Origin of the sequence: Aquirufa echingensis, from assembly GCF_042714525.1 — a bacterium.
GTDB lineage: Bacteria > Bacteroidota > Bacteroidia > Cytophagales > Spirosomataceae > Aquirufa > Aquirufa echingensis.
Window position 1 is genome coordinate 216,282 of sequence record NZ_JBBKYA010000003.1, and the last position, 13,484, is coordinate 229,765.

Annotated in this window: 12 protein-coding genes and 1 tRNA gene; 10 read left to right on the forward strand and 3 right to left on the reverse strand. The window is 38.7% G+C overall.

Annotation, left to right across the window (positions count from 1 at the left end; translation table 11 throughout):
- Positions 1 to 147: 147 nt before the first annotated feature.
- The 10 genes from SKC38_RS06260 to SKC38_RS06305 all read left to right on the forward strand — a co-directional run bounded on the left by SKC38_RS06260 (position 148) and on the right by SKC38_RS06305 (position 10,532).
- Entirely contained in the window at positions 148 to 690 is a 543-nt protein-coding gene (locus tag SKC38_RS06260) for a class I SAM-dependent methyltransferase (RefSeq protein ID WP_377976092.1), read from the forward strand.
- 1 nt (position 691) lies between these two features.
- Positions 692 to 1,984 carry an aminopeptidase P family protein gene (locus SKC38_RS06265; protein WP_377976094.1) on the forward strand — a complete coding sequence of 431 codons (1,293 nt, stop codon included), beginning with the start codon at positions 692 to 694 and terminating at the stop codon, positions 1,982 to 1,984.
- Positions 1,981 to 3,174 carry a DUF819 family protein gene (locus tag SKC38_RS06270; RefSeq protein WP_377976096.1) on the forward strand — a complete coding sequence of 398 codons (1,194 nt, stop codon included), beginning with the start codon at positions 1,981 to 1,983 and terminating at the stop codon, positions 3,172 to 3,174. Before SKC38_RS06265 ends, SKC38_RS06270 begins: the two co-directional genes overlap by 4 nt.
- A 15-nt stretch (positions 3,175 to 3,189) precedes the next feature.
- Positions 3,190 to 4,977, forward strand: coding sequence for a translation elongation factor 4 (gene lepA, locus SKC38_RS06275; RefSeq protein ID WP_377976098.1), 1,788 nt, complete (start codon positions 3,190 to 3,192; stop codon positions 4,975 to 4,977).
- A gap of 72 nt (positions 4,978 to 5,049) precedes the next feature.
- The gene (locus tag SKC38_RS06280) at positions 5,050 to 6,672 is read left to right on the forward strand and encodes a 2-oxo acid dehydrogenase subunit E2 (protein ID WP_377976100.1); all 1,623 of its coding nucleotides are present in this window, start codon (positions 5,050 to 5,052) and stop codon (positions 6,670 to 6,672) included.
- A 61-nt stretch (positions 6,673 to 6,733) separates the two neighbouring features.
- Complete coding sequence (gene hisG, locus SKC38_RS06285; RefSeq protein WP_377976101.1) at positions 6,734 to 7,597, forward strand: ATP phosphoribosyltransferase; 864 nt, start codon at positions 6,734 to 6,736, stop codon at positions 7,595 to 7,597.
- 1 nt (position 7,598) lies between these two features.
- A complete protein-coding gene (gene hisD / locus SKC38_RS06290; RefSeq protein ID WP_377976103.1) occupies positions 7,599 to 8,861 on the forward strand; it encodes a histidinol dehydrogenase in 1,263 nt (420 codons plus the stop codon).
- Complete coding sequence (hisC, locus tag SKC38_RS06295; RefSeq protein WP_377976105.1) at positions 8,861 to 9,913, forward strand: histidinol-phosphate transaminase; 1,053 nt, start codon at positions 8,861 to 8,863, stop codon at positions 9,911 to 9,913. Before hisD ends, hisC begins: the two co-directional genes overlap by 1 nt.
- Complete coding sequence (locus SKC38_RS06300) at positions 9,910 to 10,455, forward strand: hypothetical protein (protein WP_377976107.1); 546 nt, start codon at positions 9,910 to 9,912, stop codon at positions 10,453 to 10,455. Before hisC ends, SKC38_RS06300 begins: the two co-directional genes overlap by 4 nt.
- A 3-nt stretch (positions 10,456 to 10,458) precedes the next feature.
- A tRNA-Ala gene (locus SKC38_RS06305) sits at positions 10,459 to 10,532 on the forward strand.
- 32 nt (positions 10,533 to 10,564) lie between these two features.
- On the opposite strand, the gene nspC is transcribed toward SKC38_RS06305, so the two are convergent.
- The 3 genes from nspC to SKC38_RS06320 are packed head-to-tail and all read right to left on the reverse strand — an operon-like array spanning position 10,565 to position 13,450.
- Positions 10,565 to 11,698: a carboxynorspermidine decarboxylase gene (gene nspC, locus SKC38_RS06310; RefSeq protein WP_377976109.1), complete on the reverse strand. Its 1,134-nt coding sequence runs from the start codon at positions 11,696 to 11,698 to the stop codon at positions 10,565 to 10,567.
- Between the two features lie 6 nt (positions 11,699 to 11,704).
- Complete coding sequence (locus SKC38_RS06315) at positions 11,705 to 12,919, reverse strand: saccharopine dehydrogenase C-terminal domain-containing protein (protein ID WP_377976111.1); 1,215 nt, start codon at positions 12,917 to 12,919, stop codon at positions 11,705 to 11,707.
- 54 nt (positions 12,920 to 12,973) lie between these two features.
- Positions 12,974 to 13,450 carry a C40 family peptidase gene (locus SKC38_RS06320; protein WP_377976113.1) on the reverse strand — a complete coding sequence of 159 codons (477 nt, stop codon included), beginning with the start codon at positions 13,448 to 13,450 and terminating at the stop codon, positions 12,974 to 12,976.
- Positions 13,451 to 13,484 lie beyond the last annotated feature (34 nt).

Sequence of the window (13,484 nt, forward strand, 5' to 3'; positions counted from 1 at the left end):
AAATTTTATAGCCTATTTTTAACAGGTTCAAAGGTTTATTGCCCTGTATGCGATCATTCTTTTTCGAAGTTTTTACCTTACGGTCGCTTACAGCCGAGGGAAAATGCACTTTGTCCTTCCTGTTTAAGTTTAGAAAGACACAGGTTAATGCATTTGTTTCTGAAAAATGAAACCAATTTCTACACATCAAAACCTCGCGTTCTGCATGTAGCACCAGAATATTGCTTCATTGAAAGGTTTGAAAACTATTTGGGAGACAATTATATAACTGCAGATATAGAATCACCTTTGGCCAAAGTGAAGATGGATTTACATGATATTCCATTTCCAGATAATTCTTTCGATGTGGTATTTTGTAACCACGTATTAGAGCACGTAAAAGATGATGTACGTTGCATGCAAGAAATTCGTCGGGTATTAAAGCCTGAAGGATTTGCTTTGTGTCAAAGTCCGCAACGATATGATCGCGAAACAACCTATGAGGATGCAAGCATTACAGATCCGAAAGAACGAGAGATTCATTTTTTACAGGATGATCATCTTCGAATTTATGGTCGGGATTTTGGTAAGCAACTAGAAAATTCAGGTTTTACGGTAATTCCCGTCAATATGATTGAAAAATTAGGAACCAACGAGAGTAATCGAATGGCTTTGCCGTTAGAAGAAATCATTTATCAGTGTAAAAAATAAGATGCGCTATCAACCTTTTCCTTCAGAGCTATTTATCAAGAACCGCAACAAATTAATTGCGGAATTACCACCTAAATCCATGGTGTTAATTAGTTCAAATGACATTATGCCAACGAATGCAGATGGTAGCATGGGATTTAAGCAACAAACAGATTTATTCTATTTGTCGGGACTAGACCAAGAAGAAACACTTCTATTAATCTATCCTGATGCACCCGAGGCGCATTTAAGAGAAATTGCTTTTGTGCGAGAAACCTCTGAATTAATCGCAATTTGGGAAGGCCATAAATATTCCAAAGAAGAAGCGACTGCTATTAGTGGAATTAAAAACATTCAGTGGACGAGCAATTTTGAGGCAATTTTAAAAACCTTGATCTATTCAGTTGATACTGTTTATATGATCGACAATGAACATATGCGCAATAGTTCATTAGTTGAAACACAAAACGCGCGACTTGTTCAAGAAATTAAAGACAAATATCCGCTTCATCGTATTGGCCGACTAGCCCCTATTCTGAATACCTTACGTATGAAGAAAGAGCCTGCAGAATTAGCAGCTATGCAAAAGGCAATTGATATAACAGAAAATGGATTTAGACGTGTTTTAGGATTTACTAAACCCGGTGTTTGGGAAAACGAGATCGAAGCAGAGTTCATTCATGAATTCATCAAATCTCGTAGTGGAGGATTTGCTTACTCTCCTATCATAGCTTCTGGTGCTAATGCCTGTGTTTTACACTATATTGAAAACGAGCGTGAATGTAAAGACGGCGATTTAATTTTATTAGACGTTGGGGCTTGTTATGGCAATTATAATGCTGATATGACACGAACTATTCCAGTTAATGGAAAATTTAGTCCACGTCAAAAAGAAGTTTACAAGGCTGTACAAGCTGTATTAGATTATGCAATTGATTTAATGCGTCCAGGTATTTACTGGGTAGATTATCAAAAATCAGTTGAAAAGTTCATGGAAGAGCAATTGATAGGCTTAGGTTTGTTCACAAGACAAGATGTTGATAATCAAGACCCTAACCAACCTTTGTTTAAAAAATACTTTATGCATGGGGTTGCACATCATTTGGGTTTAGATGTTCATGATGTATGGGATAAATATAAACCTTTCGAAGCAGGCATGGTATTAACCTGTGAGCCAGGAATATACATCCGGGAAGAAGGCATAGGTATTCGTTTAGAAAATAATTTATTGATAACCGATGGACCCGCCATTAATTTAATGGCAAATATTCCAATCGATATCGAGGAGATTGAGTCGCTAATGTCACAGGCATGATTCAAGGAGAGCTATACATCTTTATCAGTTTGATTATCATGCTCGCGGGTATTTTCTACCTGTCGAAATTGAAATCTAAAATCGTCAAACTCGTATTTAGTGTCATACCTCCCTTATTATTTTGTTATTTTCTGCCATCCTTATTGGTCGAGCAGGGTATCATTGTAATTGGAAACACGGATCTTAATGGAACTTTAGCTAAAACGCTATTGCCCTTTTGTATCTTTTATTTCACCTTAGGTCTTCCTTTAGCTAAACTAAAAGCTATCGGTCGGAAACCGATTATCTTATTCCTCGTTGGAGCATTGGGTGTCATCATTGGTGGACCTATTTCCTTAATGATTAGTCATTATTTTTTCCCAACTGAATTTAATGCAGAATCATTTAGAGGCTTATCGACGATTGCTGGATCGTGGATAGGTGGAACTGCAAATCAAATGGCATTAAATGCAATATTTTTACCGAATGCCGATGAGTTGGCCAAAGCTGTAACGGTTGACGTATTTTTTGGTGAAACGTGGTTGGCTATCTTATTATTTTTGATTCCATTCCAACTCAAGATTAATCAATACCTAAAGGCGTCGTATAACCACCAAGACATTTCTGTTGATTGGGAGGAAGATTTGACTGTCAAGAAATTTACGTTCAATAATCTCATCTATATTTTAGGTTTAGGATTCCTAATAACTCTTTTGAGTACTTATTCTGGTAGTTATCTGACCGAATTGATCGCCATAACATTCCTAAATCAAAGTTTTTGGACATTCTTCATTTGTACCTTTATGGGAATTGGATTAGGGCTAAGTCCTTTGAAGCGCTTGTACACAGCAGGCGGAGATGTTATTGCAACACTATTCCTGTATTTTATCATTGCATCCATCGGATTAAAAATATCATTAAGTCATTTATTTTCAACTCCACTCCTACTATTTACAGGATTTATATGGATAAGCATTCATGGCTTAGTTATATTTGTAGTTGGGAAATGGATTAAAGCCCCATACCACTACATGGCCATTGCATCGCAGGCTAATGTGGGCGGTATTGCTTCTACATCTGTGATAGCAACGGCAATTAGTCCCATTTTAGCTCCATTAGGCGTCATTTTGGCATTATTAGGATATGCCATTGGTACTTATGGAGGATATTTATCGGCAATACTCATGCAATGGGTCAGCCAAACATATTAGTAGTAAAAAACATACATGAAAAACATTCGTAATTTTTGCATTATCGCACACATTGATCATGGTAAGAGTACTTTGGCCGATCGATTAATTGAATTCACTAATACCGTGCAGAAGCGCGATATGATGAATCAATTGTTGGACGACATGGACTTAGAACGTGAGCGTGGTATCACGATCAAATCGCATGCGATTCAAATGCAATATCCGAAAGATGGCGAGGTATATACTTTCAATTTGATTGATACCCCGGGTCACGTCGATTTTAGTTACGAAGTTTCCCGTTCCATTGCGGCATGTGAAGGAGCCTTATTAATCGTGGATGCCTCTCAAGGAATTGAAGCGCAAACGATTTCCAATCTATATTTAGCGATCAACCACGATTTGGAAATCATTCCTGTATTGAATAAGATTGATTTACCTGGTGCAATGCCTGATGAGGTTTCTGATCAAATCATTGACCTAATCGGATGTAAAAAAGAAGATATCATTCATGCTTCAGGAAAAGAGGGAATTGGTATTCAAGATATTCTAGATGCCGTGGTAACACGTGTACCTGCTCCTAAAGGAGAGCCTTCAGAACCCTTACAAGCTTTAATTTTTGACTCTACATTTAATTCATATCGTGGAATCGAAGTTATTTTCCGTGTATATAATGGGGAAATCAAAAAAGGAGATCGTGTCAAGTTCATGAACACAGGCAAAGAATATTATGCCGATGAAATTGGAACCCTAGGATTAGAGCAAGAACCAAAATCTATCATCAAAACAGGTGATGTAGGTTATTTAATTTCGGGTATCAAAGAAGCCAAAGAAGTTAAGGTTGGGGATACAATTTCGCATGTGGCTAATCCATGTAAATCAGCTATTCAAGGATTTGAGGAAGTTAAACCGATGGTATTTGCTGGTATTTATCCGGTAGAAACATCAGAGTTTGAGGACTTGCGTGATGCCATGGAGAAATTGCAATTGAATGATGCATCCTTAGTTTGGGAACCGGAAACATCGGCTGCCTTAGGTTTTGGATTCCGCTGTGGCTTCTTGGGGATGTTGCACATGGAAATTGTGCAAGAGCGATTAGAGCGTGAATTTGACATGACTGTTATTACAACAGTTCCATCCGTAAAATTCAAAGTTTTAACGACGGCAGGAGAAACGCAATGGGTTTCAGCACCCAGTGAGTTACCTGAACCTAACTTAATTAATATCATTGAAGAGCCTTATATCAAAGCGCAGATTATTACTAAATCCGAATACACGGGTGTGATTATGAGTTTGTGCATGGATAAGCGTGGTATTTTAGTTAATCAAATCTATTTAACTACAGATCGTGTTGAGCTGACATTTGATATGCCCTTATCTGAAGTTGTATTTGATTTCTTTGACCGATTGAAGACCATTTCGCGTGGGTATGCTTCATTGGATTATGAATATAAAGGCTATGAGCCGGGTTACATGGTTAAATTAGATATCATGTTAAATAGCGAAAAAGTAGATGCTTTGTCGGCCATTGTACACCGAGACAAAGCTTACGATTGGGGTAAACGTTTATGTGAGAAATTACGTGAGTTGTTGCCACGCCAACAGTTTGAAATTGCGATTCAGGCGGCGATTGGTCAAAAAATCATAGCTAGAGAAACAGTGAAGGCATTGCGTAAAGACGTTTTGGCAAAGTGTTATGGTGGTGATATTTCGAGAAAGCGTAAATTATTGGAGAAACAAAAGAAAGGTAAGAAACGTATGCGTCAAGTGGGTAATGTAGAAATCCCACAAGAAGCGTTTATGGCCGTTTTAAAACTAGATTAAATCAAATAATTTTTAATAAAATCTTTTAAAATAAGCGTATTAAGCGTATTTTTGAAATTCAAATATAAAAGCATGGCTGAAGTAATAAGAATGCCCAAGATGAGTGACACTATGGTAGAAGGTGTTATTGCAAATTGGCTTAAAAAAGAAGGAGACGTAATTAAGTCTGGAGATATCATCGCAGAAGTGGAAACTGACAAGGCGACGATGGAATTAGAAAATTACGAAGATGGTACATTGTTATACATTGGCATTAAAGCCGGTGAGGCTGTACCGGTTGATGGCATTATTGCGGTAGTAGGAACCCCTGGTGAAGATTATTCAGCTTTATTGCAAGCTCCTGTAGCTGCAGCCACAGCTACAGCGCCTGCAGCTGTTGAAGTAGCCCCTCAAGCGGCCGCTCCAGCACCTGTTGCAGCAGCTCCAGTCATTGATTTAAGTGGAATTAAAGCTAAAGCTGTTCGTATGCCTAAAATGAGCGATACGATGGTGGAAGGCGTCATTGCAAAATGGTTGAAGAAAACAGGTGATGTTGTTAAGAGTGGTGATATCATTGCTGAAGTTGAGACTGACAAGGCTACCATGGAATTGGAAAACTACGAGGATGGTACCTTATTATACATTGGAGCGAAAGAAGGTGAAGGTGTTATTGTTGATGGCATTATTGCTATTGTTGGTGAGCCTGGTACAGACTTCCAACCTATATTAGCAGCAGAGTCAGCTGCACCCGCTGCGGCGCCAGTAGTCGCTGTTGCAGCACCTGCACCGGTCCAAGTTGCAGAAGCACCTAAGGCTTCAGAACCGAAAGCAGCGGCAGCTCCTGCCCCTACGAAAGCTCGTATTTCTGAAGATTCAATTAAAGCATCACCTTTAGCTCGTGCGTTAGCAAAAGAAAAAGGTTACAATTTGAACTGGATTCAAGGAACAGGCGAAGGTGGTCGTATTACAAAGAATGATATTGAAGATTACAACCCAAGTGCAGGTGGCGCGATGTCGACATTTGTATCGGGTGTTGAAAGCTTTGAAGATATTCCAAACAGCCAAATGCGTAAAACAATTGCGCGTCGTTTATCTGAATCTAAATTCAGTGCTCCTGAATTCTATCTAACGATGGAAATCAACATGGACAAAGCGATCGAGGCTCGTGTTAGCATGAATGAAGTATTACCTGTTAAAATTTCATTCAACGACATGGTTATTAAAGCAACTGCATTGGCTTTAACAAAACACCCAAAGATCAATTCATATTGGATGGAAGATCGGATTCGTGTCAACAAGCATGTACACATTGGTATGGCAGTAGCTGTTGAAGATGGATTATTAGTCCCTGTTATTCGTTTTGCAAATGAAAAATCAATTGCACAAATTTCATCTGAGGCGAAAGAATTAGGTGGAAAAGCGAAAAGCAAACAATTACAGCCGAAGGATTGGGAAGGAAATACATTTACCGTAAGTAATTTAGGTATGTTTGGTATTGACCAATTCACTTCGATCATTAATTCACCAGAGTCATGTATTTTGGCTGTAGGTGGTATTAAAGAAACGGTTGGCGTGAAAAATGGTCAGTTTTATGCAACCAACATCATGAAATTAACATTAACATGTGACCATCGCGTGGCTGATGGGGCAGCAGGAGCAGCATTCTTGTTAACCTTAAAGCAATACCTCGAGGATCCACTTAAAATGTTCTTGTAACATTTATTTTGTCAAGCCTCGAATTCGTTCGGGGCTTGATTATTTTAAGCATATAATTCAGATGGAGTCACAAAATATTAGAATCGCAGTACAAAAGTCAGGTCGCTTAAGTGAAGAGTCACTTAAGTTATTTAAAGCCTGTGGAATTAAATTTGAGTCTGGTGGCTCCAAATTAAAAACGGTTTCAAGCAATTTCCCCATTGAATTCCTCTTCCTACGTGACGATGATATTCCGGGATATGTGGAAGACGGTGTTGCCGACTTAGGTGTAATCGGCGAAAATGTTTTGATGGAACATATTCGTCAAGTAGACGTCGTTAAGGAATTAGGCTTTTCGAAATGCCGTTTATCGTTAGCAATACCGCGCAATGAAGAATATTCAGGCATTGAATATTTCCAAGGAAAAAACATTGCTACCTCCTACCCTAATCTAACAAATGCATTTTTAGCGAAACAAGGAATTAAGGTTACAACGCATGAGATTTCGGGTTCTGTAGAAATTGCTCCAAGTATTGGATTAGCTGAAGCTATTTGTGATATCGTTTCTACGGGCGGAACCTTGTTAAGCAATGGATTAAAAGAAGTTGCTACGGTATTTCAAAGTCAGGCAGTGTTAATTGCCAACCAACAATTAAGTACAGAGAAACAAGCTATACTCGCTAAACTACTATTTAGAATTGATTCGGTTCAACGTGGACAAAATGCGAAATATGTTGTTTTGAATGCGAAAGAATCTGATTTAGAAAAAATCAAATCTTTATTACCGGGCATGAAAGCTCCATCTGTTATGCCATTGGCAGAAACGGGTTGGGTTTCAATTCATTCGGTCATTTCAGAAAATGATTTTTGGGATATCATTGAAGCATTGCGTGAAGCGGGTGCTCAAGGTATTTTAGTATTGCCAATCGAAAAAATGATTTTATAAGATGTTTTCTATTTTAAAATTTCCTGCTCAATCTTCGTTTAAGCAAATTGGGACCCGACCATCGTTAGATAGTCAATCCTTAGATGCTTTAATTAAAGATGTGTTTGAACAGGTGAAATCCGGTGGTGATCAAGCCCTTCGTGATTTTACATTGAAATTTGAAAAGAAGAGCATTACAGATCTTGCCTATACATCAGAAGAAATTTCCGAAAAAGCAGCTTTGGTTCCTCAGGAACTTCAAAATGCCATTCAGGTAGCTTATAAAAACATTTATGCCTTTCATGAATCGCAAAAGCTTGTTGAGAAAAGAATCGAAACAAGTCCCGGTGTGGTTTGTTGGCAGAAATCCTCTCCCATCGAACGCGTAGGAATCTATATTCCAGGTGGTACGGCTCCTTTATTTTCCACGATATTGATGTTGGCCATCCCAGCAAAGATTGCCGGATGTGAAGAAATTGTCCTTTGTACACCTGGAGACCATCCAGCCTTATTTTACGCAGCTCAATTATGTGGGGTTACCCAAATGTTTAAGATTGGTGGTTCTCAAGCGATAGCTGCGATGGCACAAGGAACAGAAAGTGTCCCGGCTGTTTATAAGATTTTTGGGCCAGGTAATCAATATGTGACTGCGGCCAAAATGTATGCCAATCGAATGGGATTAGCCATCGATATGCCTGCGGGTCCTTCTGAAGTAGCGGTATTTGCGGATGAAACCGCCTATCCTGCCTTTATCGCTTCTGATTTACTCTCACAAGCGGAGCATGGCCATGATTCTCAAGTTGTACTCATCAGTACATCAGAACAAATATTAAATGAATCGATTCATGAAATCAAAAAGCAATTGGCGGAATTGCCAAGAAAAGAATTTGCAGCCAGTGCATTAAATAATTCACAGTTCATTTTGTTAAAATCGAATGAAGAGGCAATTGACTTGTTAAATGAATATGGTGCAGAGCACTTGATCTTGGCATGTGAAAATCCAGAGAATTTTGCAGATTCAATAAGCAATGCTGGCTCTATCTTTTTAGGGCATTTCACACCTGAATCAGCAGGTGATTATGCCTCAGGTACAAATCACACCTTACCTACCAATGGTTTTGCAAAAGCCTATTCAGGTGTTAATCTAGATAGTTTTGTTAAGAAGATTACCTTGCAAGCAATCAGTCAAGCAGGCTTAGCTAATATTGGACCAAGTATTATTCAAATGGCAGAAGCGGAGTCTTTACAAGCACATGCGAATGCAGTTAAAATTCGATTAAGTTAATGGATTATCAAGCGTATATATTACCCCATATTTGGAACTTAAAACCTTATTCCTCGGCTCGTGATGAGTTTAAGGGAAATGAAGGCGTATTCTTAGATGCGAACGAAAATCCGATTGGTTCGGGCACTGCAATTGCGGCATGGAATCGTTATCCTGATCCTATGCAACATCAAATCAAAGCGCAATTAGCTAAGATCAAAGGTTGCGAAGAGAATCAAATATTCTTAGGTAATGGATCCGATGAAGCCATTGATTTATTAATGCGCATGACCTGCGCAACAGATAAACATAACATCATCATTTGCCCTCCTACCTATGGCATGTATGAGGTAAGTGCTTCGATTAATAATATTGTGATTCAGCGAATCAATTTAACGGCCGAATATCAATTAGATGTTCCAGCGATTTTGGCTGCAATTAATTCAGAAACTCGCCTATTATTTATCTGTTCTCCAAATAATCCTACAGGTAATAAACTGAATCGAGCTGATATTTATCAATTACTAAACAGCTTTAAAACAGGTTTTGTGGTTATTGATGAAGCCTATATCGACTTTTCCGATGAACCTAGTTTTATCAGCGAATTGGCAAAATATCCGCATTTAATCGTGATGCAAACCTTATCCAAGGCGTATGGCTTAGCGTCGTTACGCTTGGGAATGGCTTATGCTAACCCAACGATTATTTCCTTGTTGAATAAAATCAAACCTCCATATAATATTGGAGGTGCGACCCAACAAATTGTTTCCCAGGCATTAGCAGACAGAGAATTTGTCAAAAAAGGCATTGAGTTAATCTTAGCGGAGAAGGAAAGGCTGATTATTGAATTTGAAAAAATACCACAAGTTCAACAGGTATACCCGAGTCATGCCAACTTTTTATTAGTTAAATTGCAGTCGGCACAAGCATTATTTGACTATCTTATCACTGAAAAAGTAATCACGCGTAATCGTTCAAGTGTTCCTTTGTGTGAAGATACCATTCGAATAACGGTTGGTTTACCAGCTGAAAACTCGATCCTTTTGGAAAAGATTAAATCGTTTTACCTATGAAAAGCCTTATAATACGAATTACACTGAGTTTCGTTTTATTGCTTTCGAGTCAATTGACATATGGTCAATTAAAGGACTGGGCGGCAGGATTTAGAATTGGCGAACCTGGTGGTTTTATGGCTAGAAAGTATTCTGAAAATGGGGTCAACGCCATTGAAGTAAATATAGGTACTTATGGTGGACTTTGGGGCACTGATCGTACCTATCAAGATGGCACATTTCGTAATATCGGATATTCAGTTAATGTCTTGTATTTGTGGCATCATCCCACGTTAGTAAATGCGGACTTACACACCTATTATGGTTTTGGGCCACAAATAAATTCCCGCGATTGGTATCCTAACAAAACAAGCAATAATCAAGCCGATGGTCGAAATCGGGTATCAGGCATGGGAGCAACAGCTATCGGTGGACTTGAGTATTTCCCTATTGATGCGCCTAATTTAAGTTTCTTTTCAGAAATCGGATTTTATGCTGAAATATTCCCCAATCCCTTTTTCATGAATTTACAAGGTGGAATAGGAGTTCGCGTAAATTTCTAATGAGGGGATGTAGCTCAGTTGGCTAGAGCGCTTGCATGGCATGCAAGAGGTCGTCGGTTCGAGCCCGATCTTCTCCACAAAAAAAGGACTTCATTACGAAGTCCTTTTTTTATAAGCGATCTTTAAATGATTCGTAGCCAAAATGTTTAAATCGTTGGTATTCACCATCCGATTTTAACATACCAATATCAGGCAAATTGACCCCATTAAATGTTGTCGTTTTAACCATGGTATAATGAATCATATCTTCAAAAATGATGCTATCCCCTATTGCTAAAGGCTGATCAAACGAATAATCCCCATAGTAATCACCGGCTAAGCATGTCATACCACCAAAGCGGTATGTTGGTTTCCCTGCTACCGGCTCCGATGATGCATTGCGAATCCGTGGTTTATAAGGCATTTCCAAGGTATCCGGCATGTGTGCTGCAAACGAAACATCTAAGATGGCTACATCTATTCCTGCTGAGTGCACAATATCTAATACGGTAGACTTCAAGAAACCTGTTTGCCAACCTACTGCAGAACCTGGTTCTAAAATAATATGCAGATGCGGATATTTCGCTTTAAAGGTTTTTAATACCTGAATCAAATGATCCACCTTGTAATCCGCACGCGTAATTAAATGTCCACCACCTAGATTCAGCCATTTGGCTTGTTGTAATAAATCCCCGAATTTGGCATCAATAACAGCTAGTGTACGTTCTAGTACAAACGAATCATTTTCACAAAGTGTATGGGAATGCAATCCTTCAATACCTGCTGGCAATTGATCGCCTAAATCACTTCTTCTAATTCCTAACCGAGAACCCGCAATACAAGGATTATACATATCCGTTTCTACCTCGGCATACTCCGGATTGATACGAATACCACAAGAAATATCCTTTTGATTGGCTTGAGAAGCAAATTGATTCACCTGATTCAAGGAATTGAATGTCATGTGGCTTGCATACGACATAAATTCATCAAATTCAGCAGGCAAATAAGCAGGAGTATACGCGTGACACTTTTTACCCATTTCATCGAAAGCTAAACGAGCCTCATGTAGCGAACTTGCTGTTGCACCACCTAAATACTGTTTAACTACTGGGAAAACATGATAGAACGAAAAGCCTTTCAATGCACAAATAATCTCTACTCCTGCTTCTTGCTGTACGCGCTGCAAAAGCTTTAGATTATTGATCAATAAGTTTTCTTCCAACACATAAGCTGGCGATGAAATTTCAGGGTATAGTTGCATCCTATCCTAGTATTCGTGAGGTAATTCGCCATTAACCTCCTCGTTCCAAGGTAAGCCATGCACATTCAATAATTCCATAAACGGATCAGGATTGAATTCCTCCACATTATAAACACCAGCTTGGAACCAAGTTCCCTCACACATCAACGCAGCACCGATCATCGCAGGAACACCTGTTGTATACGAAACTCCCTGTGCTTGAACTTCTTTATAACAATCTGCGTGATGACAGTTGTTGTATACATAATACGTGGCCTCTTTACCGTCTTTAACACCTTTAATTTGACAACCAATGGATGTTTGGCCAGAATAATTCTCTCCTAATGTTCCAGGCTCTGGCAATACAGCTTTTAAGAATTCCAATGGAACAATATCCATTCCATAAAATTTAATAGGCTGAATGGAGGTCATTCCTACATTTTGCAATACTTCTAAATGAGTCAAATAAGCTTGACCAAACGTCATCCAAAAACGCGCACGCTTGATGGTAGGGAAGTTTTTAGTCAAGGACTCTAATTCCTCATGGTATAAAAGATATGATTCTTTCGGTCCAATATTTGGATAGCTAATCGGCTTATGAATCGACATTGCCGCGATTTCAACCCATTGACCATTTTCCCAATACTTTCCTTTCTGCGTAATCTCACGAATGTTAATTTCTGGATTAAAGTTGGTCGCAAATGCCTTGCCATGATCTCCTGCATTGCAATCAATGATATCCAAATAGTGCATTTCATCAAAATAGTGTTTGTTGGCATACGCCGTATAAACACCCGTCACCCCTGGATCAAAACCACAGCCCAACAAAGCCATCAAACCTGCTTCTTTAAAGCGCTCTTGATAAGCCCACTGCCAAGAATATTCAAATTTTGCTTCATCTTTAGGCTCATAATTCGCCGTATCCATGTAATGAACACCTGTCGCTAAACAAGCATCCATAATGGTTAAATCTTGATAAGGTAAAGCCACATTAATTACCATGAAAGGCTTTTCAGCATTGAATAATGCCACTAAAGCAGGAACATCATCCGCGTCTACTTGACGTGTTTGAATCTGTGTAGGTAAGCCAATTTTCTTAGCTTCCTCTGCAATGGCATCACATTTTTTCAATGTTCTAGATGCTAAAATAACTTCTGAAAAGAAGGCAGGATTCATTGCGCACTTTTTCGCAACTACATTACCTACTCCACCTGCTCCAATAATGATAACTTTTTTTCCCATGATTTATTTAAAAATGCATGCAAAAATACGCTAAGTCTACGGAGAAACAATCGTTCAATTTGAATTATTTTTATAGGGGCGCAATGATTTATCATAGGCCTTCAACCAATACTTTGATTGCAATAAGTCTTCTCTGACTCCTTTACTCGTACTTGCATGAATAAAATAGATGGCGTCTGCCGATTTGATTTTTGTAACTAATCCAACATGATTAATCATGGCGGCACCATTGGTTTTGAAAAATACCCAATCGCCAACCTGTGTATCATTTAGAGAAACAGGCATTCCAAACAAAACTTGTTGGACCGTAGGCCTCGGAATCAACAAATTATTATCAGCATAAACCCGAAACAAAAAACCGGAACAATCCATCCCCTTTTCATCCGTTCCTCCATTTCGATAAGGAACGCCTTGGTAATCAAATGCGGTTTCGATAAGATTATCTATTTCTTTATTTGAATAATTCGAGATACTTGCTGAATTATTCGAAAAAAGATGACCCACCCGACGAGTCAATTGACATGAAGCCATAAGAACCGACAGACTTACAAATAAGAAAAGTCTT